Here is an 8,343-nt window from a genome sequence, read left to right as displayed (position 1 = left end):
TCGCGGCAGCGATCGGCGAAGGCTTGCCAGTTGACTCAGTGGTCACGTTCAAGAGCGAGGAACGATCGTTGTCTGGTCGCCATCGTGAAGGGTTCAGTTGGGTTTTGCACGCTGAGGGGGGGCACTGTGGGGATACCGCTTCAGATGCACGCTCACGGGTACAGGTGACGAGGCTGCATAGCCCTCATGCAGCCAGAGGTCACCTGCAGAGGCGGCGTAATGGATCTGCCAGTTGTAGAGGCCTCGATAGGTGAGTGGCTCCCGTTGGAGCAATGCGGCGTAGTGCATCACGGCCTTGCCGTAATGATCACTGTTGTTGTATCCCCAGAGACCGCGGCGGATGTCCTTGAGGCCGCCACGTCGCACCAGATAACGCGCCGCTGCATGGATGGCGTCCCACGGATCGCGGATGTCTCCATCTCGGCCAATTCCGGGCTCGGCCCAGGTGGTCGGGAGGAACTGCATGGGCCCTTGCGCATTGGCGACAGACACACCATCGATCCGGCCCATTCCGGTCTCTACGAGATTCACAGCAGCCAGTACCTCCCAGGGAATACCGGTGGCGGTCGCTGCGCTTCGGTAGGCCTTGAGAAGAACATCCTGCGAGGCAGGTTTCTGGATGCGCCACGCCGGCAGGGTCGTGGATGCCGGTCCGCGGTGCATGGCCAGGAACGAGCGTCTTGCTGCGATGTGTTGATCGAACACCCATTGCAGCTGCGAAGGCAGTTGATCCCTCACCGCTGCAGCAACTGCAGGCTGGTGGGACAGCACTCGGTAGATGACCTGCTGTTGATGGGCGAGTTGAGCGATTTCCGCTGGATCGTGGTTCGGATCCACCAAGGCGGTTTCGATGCCAACCAGAAGAGTTGCTGTGCTGTTGGCCTCGACCGGAACCAGGGGGTAATGGCGCCCGTTCGGTGCCACTGGAAGGCCTGAGCGGGTTGGCAGTTCAATGCTGGTGCCAGCCACCGTTGGCTTGACGGCTTCTGGACGCTTCGACGTTGGTGTGTTCAGCGGCCGGCAGGCAACGGTGAGAGGTGTAAACAGAATCGGCAGACCGAGCAGCACAGTCGTCCAGCGGTGGCGACGGATCAGGAACCTGGTCATGCGGTGAGAAAGGCACGCCTGTCGTGAAAGTCTGGCTCGTCTCCGTGGTGAGACAAAGCCCAGTAGCTGAGGTTGTTGTCCATGTCCTCAAGCACCATCGCGATCGCCAGCTCAGGAAGTTGAACCGCAGTCCACCAGGGATCAAGAGGCAACGCGATGGTGCAGCGGCAATCCCACCGGGAGCTTTGCCAGTGGATCAGGGGTGCAGACGTTTGTTCGCGGGTCCCCTCACCTCGATAGGTCTCGAATCGATAAAGATTCCAGTCGCCATTGGGTGACGCATTCAGTTCCCAATAACGGTCGCGGTTTGGCAGGGCAAAGAACGCTTCAAAACAGGTGTGTTTCCAGAGCCCATCGAGGCGCTGCCCGCCGCGCTGGTTCGAGCGGAGCGCTGCATCCCTGTAAGCCAGCCTGGGAAGCGGCTGACCCGATTGGGATGGCCTCAGGCTGAAGCTCAATTCGAGGGTGTTGTGTTCTTCCCAAACGAATTCCGCACTGGCCAGGAGCAGCGGGGATGTGTTGGCAGAGAACGGGACCAGCGGGCAAACCTGACGCACCATCACGGGATGGCGTGCCATGTCAGTTCCCTCCGTGAAGGCTGTTGATCAAGGACACCAGCTCATCCCACTGTTGCTCCACTGAACGCGCGAGCGCGAACTGCACCCAAGCCCGATCCAGATTGTGGCCGGCTCGCTCCGTTTTGAAATAACAGTCGCCTGACAGGTGATCAGTGAGAAAACGCAGACCCAATTCCAAGGGGATTAGGCGGATGCACGCTGGCAGGTAGCGCACATCGTCATCGCTGAGAAAGGATCGCCCCACCTTGAGGTACCCCTCCAGGATCGAGCGGCAGAGTTCAAGATCGAACACCACCTTCTCAGGCGTTGTGGTTTCCTCCCCGAGGCGGTTGCAGCAAGAGCGCAAACAGTCGCCGATGTCGTAATGAAGCAATCCGGGCTTCACCGTGTCGAGATCGATCAATCCCACGGCATGCCCGCTGAGATCATCAATCATCACGTTGTTGATCTTCGGATCTCCGTGAATGGGGCGGCGTTTCAGTTCCCCTCTGGCGCAAGCCTGTTCAAGCACATCGAGTCCTTCACGGCGCGCATCCACGAAGGCGAGCGCGTCAGTCACCCGCGCGTCAGTGATGGGCAACGCGCTATCGAGAACGGTATCGAGCTCATCCAGATACGCCGGTGCGATGTGGAAATTCTCAAGGGTGTCTGCCAGTTCCTCAGTGGGCAGATCGCTGATCAAATGGTGAAACATCCCGAGCCCGTAACCCAGCTCCCAGGCATGGGCCTCATCTTTAATCACATCGGCGGTTGTGGCCGCTCCGATGTAGGAGATCGAGCGCCAGAACTCACCCTCGTGCTCAACCCAGTGCCCGTCGCAATCAAGGGTGGGCAGAACCCTGGGAATCTCCCACCGTCTCCCCGAAAGTTCAGGGGGGTCTTGCGCTAGTCGCCGCTCGACGTGATCACCAAGGCGCAGGAGATTGCGCATCACCAGTTCCGGGCTCTCGAACACATCCGTGTTGAGTCTCTGCATCACGAAGGCTTGCCTTGCAGCGTTTCCCTCGAGGGTGACCAGAAAGGTGTCATTCACGTTTCCAGCTCCAAGTTGATCGATTGCCTTGATCTGTTCCGGTGGATGGAACAGTCCGGCAATGGTCTCCAGGGGGGAGCTGGAGCCTGAGGGAGCCTTGGTCACGGTGTATCGCCTGGGTCTCACAGCGAAACCATGCCGTCTTCTCCCTGATTTGCCAGTGAAGAGTGTGCGGAAAAACAGCCGGGGAGGCGGCAGCATGGGCTCCGACGGCATCAAGGGAGCGCGTGCCCCGCATTCTTCACACGGCTGACTGGCAGATCGGCAAGCCTTACCGCTGGATTTCTGATCCTCAGAAACAAGCTCGTCTTCAGCGGGAACGCGTTGAGGTCGTGAGCCGCATCGGCGATGTGGCCCGCAACGAATCGGTGGATGCCGTGCTCGTGGCAGGCGACCTTTTTGATTCCTCCACCGTTCCGGCCTCTGAGGTTTTGGAAGTGATGGAGCTGATCGGTGCGCTGCCGTGCCCTGTCCTGGTGATTCCCGGCAATCACGACCATGGCGGCGCCGGGGGCATCTGGCGTCGAGAGGATCTTTTGCGCCGGATGCGGGAGCGGGCCCCGAATCTGGAGCTTCTCACCCAACCTGAGCCCACGAGCCGAGCGGGGTTGACCCTGCTGCCTTGTCCCTTGCTTCGGCGGCACGACAATGTCGGGCCGATGCGCTGGATTGAACAGCTCAACTGGCAGAACCTGGATTCAGAGGCTCCACGCGTTCTGCTGGCCCATGGATCGGTGCAGGGATTCGGCTCTGGGGTTGATGTCAATGCCTTGAACCTTGAACAACTTCCTCCAGGAGAGGTCGATTACATCGCTCTTGGTGACTGGCATGGATTGATGCAGGTTCAGAGCAATGCCTGGTACAGCGGTACACCGGAGCCTGATCGTTTCCCGTCGGGGCCAGAGGATCAGCGATCGCAAGTGATTCTTGCCGACCTCATGCGGGGGGACGATCCGCGGGTGCAAACGATCACGACTGGGCGGGTGGCTTGGCATCGGATCACCATGCAGCTCCAGGGGCTTCCCGATCTGGAACGCTTGAACCAAGAACTTGATGCCTGCATCGGCAGCCGTGCGGGCCGCGATCTGCTGCGACTTGAATTGAACGGACGTCTTGGTTTGGACGCCCATCGTCGTTTGCAGGCAATGGTCGATGAGCTTTCCGAACAGCTTCTGCACCTGCGCTTGCGAGGTGAACTGCGCCGCCATCCAATCGATGGTGAACTCGATCACTGCTTAAACCGGAGCGACGGTCCGCTCCTCAGCAGCATTGCTGCCGGTTTGAAACAAGAGCTCGAGGGGGATGGTGACCCATTGATCGAGCAGGCTTTGATCGAACTCCATCAGCTCTGCGTCGACTCGCCATGCGCCTGATTCGTTGCCGGCTGGAGAGTGTGCGCCGCCATCGAGAACTGGAGGTGGCGTTTGCGCCGGGGTTGACGTTGATTGGCGGTGGTAACGAAACCGGAAAGAGCTCACTGGTGGAGGCCATGCATCGCACGCTGTTCGTGCGTGCCACAGCGACCGGTGCCGCGATGCGTGATCTGCGCTCTACGGTGCATGCCGGTCATCCCCAGACAGAGCTCGACTTCGAAGCCCAGGGGCATCACTGGTCGCTGCAGAAATCATTCAGTGGTTCCAGTGGCACCTGCCGTCTCAGCCGGCTGGGGGAGCCCGCGCACTTGGGTGGAGATGCGGAGGATCGCCTGGCTGCACTGCTCGGTGTCGAAGAGATCATCGGCAGTCGACAGGTCAATCGAATTCTGCCCAGTCGTTGGGCCCATCTCTGGGTGATGCAAGGACTTGCAGGCCGCAATCTCCTCGATCTCGATGGCAGCCATTACGACCTCAACGGCCTCATTGCTGCCCTGGAGAACCAGGCTTCGGACTCCCTGCAATCACCCCTGGATCAACACATTCACGATCAGCTCGAGGTGTTGGTCGCCTCCAGCTTCACTTCGCGTGGTGTCAAGCAGCAAAGCGAACTCTGGAAGCGACGCCAGGAGTTACAGCAGGCTGAGCAGCGGCACCGGGATGCGTGTCAACAGCTTGAGATGTACGAAGCGGCCTGCCAAGAGCTCGATCGCAATGAGCAGGCGCTCCGAGATCTTGAGACCGTCCAGGCTCCAGCACTTCAACAACAGCGCAGACGCTTCACCACCTTGCGCGATTTGCAGCGTTCGCTGGCGCCGCTCATTCAGGAGGAACAACAGCGCAAGCAACAGCTCAAGACTCTGATGTCTCTCGATGCTGAAACGGAGTCGACAGACCGCTCAATCCAGGCCCATCGCCGTGACCTGGAGAAAGCGGGGGACCAGGTCGCCCAGCAGTCCGAACAGCTCAAAGCCAGGCAGGCGTCTCTCAACGCTTTGGAAGAGCAGCGACAAGCGCTTGAGGAGCGCGGTCATTCACTGCGTCGGCAGCAGGAGATCCGAACCCTCGAAACCCGAATTCGCGACTATCAACAACGTGCCGATCTGCGGGCTCGCCTGCTCGCGCAACAGGGATCACTCCAAAACAAGCTTGCTGCTGCTCCGAGCCAAACCAGCGAGGCTCTGTCGGCCCTGCAAGGTTGGCAGGAACGGCTTCGCGAACTGGAGATCCGACTGAACAGTATGGCGTCGTCGATTCACCTGGAAGCGGCTGACCAGGAGGTGGTGCTGGATGGTGTCGCGTTGCCTGAGGGACAGACACTGCAGCGTTCCGGGCCATTTCGGCTGCAGGTCGGTGAGGGGGTGATGGTGCAGGTGAATCCCGGAGAGGGCACTGGCATCGCTGCGCTGACCACACAACGCTCCCAACTCCAAACCCAAGTCAACGAAGGGCTGCGGCAATGGGGCGCCCAATCCCTGGAGGAGGCCAAGGAGCAGTTCTTCCAACGGCAACAACTCAGCCAGGAGCTCGCTCTGGTCACAGCGCGCCTCCAGCAGTTGGATCAGCAGCATCCAGCCCATGCTGACGGGACCGAATCCCTGGAAACACTGCAGCAAAAACGCTCAGCCCTCCAGCAGGACCTTGGCCTGGAGACAGCGTTCACGATGGATTCCGCGGCTTTGGATCAGGCACTTCTCGACTGCCGGGCCACCTACAAATCCGTTCAAGATCAGACCCGGGCGCTTCGCGCGGGGCTCGATGCACTGGAGCGGACCTTGCGCACTGTTCAGTCGAATCAACAGGAGCGACGCGTCGCGGTTGAACGCCAGGAAGCCCAACAGCTTCAGCGCCGCCAACAGCGGCAAACCTTTGTCGACTCTCACGGTGAACAGGCACAGATTCAGCAGGAGCTGAATGGTCTGATGGAGACCATCTGTCTTCAGCAGTCCAAGCTTCTTGCGCTCACTGCTGAGGCTGGTTTGGAGCGGGAGGCTGATGTTGACAAGCAGTTGGCCGCTCTTGAACAGCAAGAGCTGACCCTCGCCCGTCGGCGTGAAGATCTCAATCGTGAACAGGGGGGGCTGCTGGAGCGCTGCGATCGTTTCGGGCGCAGCGATTTGCACGCGCTGGTCGAGGAGGCTGCAGCCGCGATGGATCTGGCGATCCGGGCTGAACAGCAGCAAACGTTGGTGGCGGAAGCACGCCAGCTGTTGCTGAGGCGTTTCCAGGAGGCACGACGCGATCTCTCCAGGCGCTATTCCATGCCCCTCAAGCAGAGCATCAATCACTTCCTGGCTCCCCTGCTTCTGGAGGCCTCTGATGGTTGTGAGCTCAATCTGGATCCCACAAAGGGTTTGAATGCGCTGCAATTGCAACGATCCGGGCGGTTGTTTGAGTTCGCCCAGCTCAGCGGAGGCATGAAGGAGCAGTTCAACGCCGCTCTGCGTTTGGCGATCGCCGACACGCTCCGCAGCAGTCATGACGGTTGCCTACCCCTGCTGTTCGACGATGCCTTCACCAACACCGATCCGAAGCGGTTGGCTTCAGTGCTCACCATGTTGCGGCAGGCTGTTGATCTTGGGCTTCAGGTGGTGGTTCTGAGTTGTGATCCGGACCCGTATCGCGACATCGCTGATGCCTGCGTCATGCTCCCCTCTCTTGAGCCAACGGTTTAAAGCGCATTTTCGATCACATTCATCGCTTTGAGATAGGCGGGGGGTTCGGCGTTGGCCTCCGTCTCCTCCACACCGGAGTCGTCTCTAATCAAACGGCGAGCATTATCAGCAATCACGGCATTGACCACTAAGTCCATCGCCTCTTGCTGATCGAGGTTTTGAAGTGCTTCGGCGTAGCGACGGCTGTGGGTGGGCCGAACGGATTCCTGGCAGTAGTTCGAGAGCTCGCGGCTTTCGGTCATCACCGAAAAGGCCACATCCTTGGTGCTGGATTGGCCGTAAATCGCCATGTACAGCAAGTTGACCATGGACGCGTCATGGACTGGAATCGCATACTTCCTGGCGATCTGAGGCCAGTAGCGCAGGGCCTTGAGTCCCTCAAGCCCCCCTTTGCGTAAGCCAGCGTCTTCGCACCAGCTTTCCAGTTCCTCCATGGAGTTCGGGCAGCGTTGTTCCACGCGCATGTGTTCGGCGAGCACTTGGCCTGCCTGGAAATTGCGCGTTGGCTTTCCGGAAACAGGACGCATCATGCTGCCGCGCACATCGGCGACCATCGCTGTGAGTTGGGCAAACGTGTGATCGCGCACCTTCTCCATATCCCCTCCTCTCACAAGAGCGGCTTCGATTCTCTGGACGCCGTAGCCGAGTTCGGTGAGGGGGAACGGTTGGCGGTTGTAGAGGCGTTGCCTGTTTCGGCGTGCCATCGACACCGTGGCTGCCTGATCGAGGCATTGATCCAGCAGCAGGGTGAGCAAGGTGGGGAGCACCCCAGGGTTGTCGTAGTGGTAGGTGTAGCCAAACCCGGCAAACACCGACGCCATGTTTTTGGCCGCTTTGATGTATTGCCCTTCGACGTTGTGAACCCCAGGCGATACCTGGATATTCGGTGAGAGGCGATCCAGCATTCGTGCTGCCAGCAGGGCTGTGAGGGCACTGGGATGGCAGAAATTGGCGGTGAAGCTGTCGTGGGGATTGCGCAGTGCCCCGTGGCGATGAAATCCGGAGAAGAATCCCAGGTTGGGGACCTTCTCACACAGCACATACGACTCGTTGGCGATGTGGTCATGGCTGAATGACCCAGCCAGGCAGGCAAGAACCACGTGGTCACGGCCGAGTTCCGCACGCAAGCGGCAGGCTTCCTGCAGATCCTCCTCCACGTGATTGCTGTTTGCGCTGAGCACAACCAGCTCGCAGCGCAGCAAGAGGTCTTTCAGGGTGTTCGGACAGCGCTGACCGTTCTGAAGATGGCTTCCCATCCGCTCCACGGTGGCAACGTGATCTGGGTCCATGCCTTCGAGGGCTTCCTGGGAGAAGGCCCCAAGAAGTTGTCGGCCAGGGCGGGCCGCCAGAAGCAATGAAGCAGGTTCCTCTTGCTGCATGGCGCAGTTGTAAGCGAGTGAGGCGGGGTACAACCCCACGCTGTAAAAACCCACCTTCCCTGCTTCCAGCTCGCGGATGCGTTGCCGCACCAGGTCGGCATCCAAGCTGCGAGGGAAGAATCCATTGCTGTTCAGGGCCGTGTCCATGCGATCGGCGCAGTCTCCTGTGATCAAGCCTTGATCTTCAACACTAGGCAG

General features: G+C 59.8%; 6 protein-coding genes. 2 read left to right on the top strand and 4 right to left on the bottom strand.

Going from position 1 to position 8,343, the window contains the following annotated elements; translation table 11 throughout:
• Positions 1-93: 93 nt before the first annotated feature.
• The 3 genes from KQ296_RS12695 to KQ296_RS12685 are packed head-to-tail and all read right to left on the bottom strand — an operon-like array spanning position 94 to position 2,823.
• A complete protein-coding gene (locus KQ296_RS12695) occupies positions 94-1,107 on the bottom strand; it encodes a lytic transglycosylase domain-containing protein (RefSeq protein ID WP_011933308.1) in 1,014 nt (337 codons plus the stop codon).
• Positions 1,104-1,685 (bottom strand): DOMON-like domain-containing protein, encoded by a 582-nt coding sequence (locus tag KQ296_RS12690; RefSeq protein ID WP_011933307.1) that lies wholly within the window; start codon positions 1,683-1,685, stop codon positions 1,104-1,106. The genes KQ296_RS12695 and KQ296_RS12690 overlap by 4 nt, the downstream gene beginning before the upstream one ends.
• Before the next feature lies 1 nt (position 1,686).
• Positions 1,687-2,823 carry a phosphotransferase enzyme family protein gene (locus KQ296_RS12685; protein ID WP_011933306.1) on the bottom strand — a complete coding sequence of 379 codons (1,137 nt, stop codon included), beginning with the start codon at positions 2,821-2,823 and terminating at the stop codon, positions 1,687-1,689.
• A gap of 122 nt (positions 2,824-2,945) precedes the next feature.
• On the opposite strand from KQ296_RS12685, the gene KQ296_RS12680 reads away from it, so the two are divergent.
• Positions 2,946-4,091 (top strand): DNA repair exonuclease, encoded by a 1,146-nt coding sequence (locus KQ296_RS12680; RefSeq protein WP_011933305.1) that lies wholly within the window; start codon positions 2,946-2,948, stop codon positions 4,089-4,091.
• A complete protein-coding gene (locus KQ296_RS12675) occupies positions 4,082-6,766 on the top strand; it encodes an AAA family ATPase (protein ID WP_011933304.1) in 2,685 nt (894 codons plus the stop codon). Before KQ296_RS12680 ends, KQ296_RS12675 begins: the two co-directional genes overlap by 10 nt.
• On the opposite strand, the gene KQ296_RS12670 is transcribed toward KQ296_RS12675, so the two are convergent.
• Positions 6,763-8,292 carry a hypothetical protein gene (locus tag KQ296_RS12670; protein ID WP_011933303.1) on the bottom strand — a complete coding sequence of 510 codons (1,530 nt, stop codon included), beginning with the start codon at positions 8,290-8,292 and terminating at the stop codon, positions 6,763-6,765. The two genes, KQ296_RS12675 and KQ296_RS12670, sit on opposite strands and share 4 nt — an antisense overlap.
• Positions 8,293-8,343: the final 51 nt, after the last annotated feature.

The sequence above is a fragment of the Synechococcus sp. CS-197 genome, assembly GCF_025128215.1.
Classification (GTDB): Bacteria; Cyanobacteriota; Cyanobacteriia; order PCC-6307; family Cyanobiaceae; genus Synechococcus_C.
Note: the sequence above shows the minus strand (reverse complement) of the source record. Positions and strands in the feature narration are given on the sequence as shown.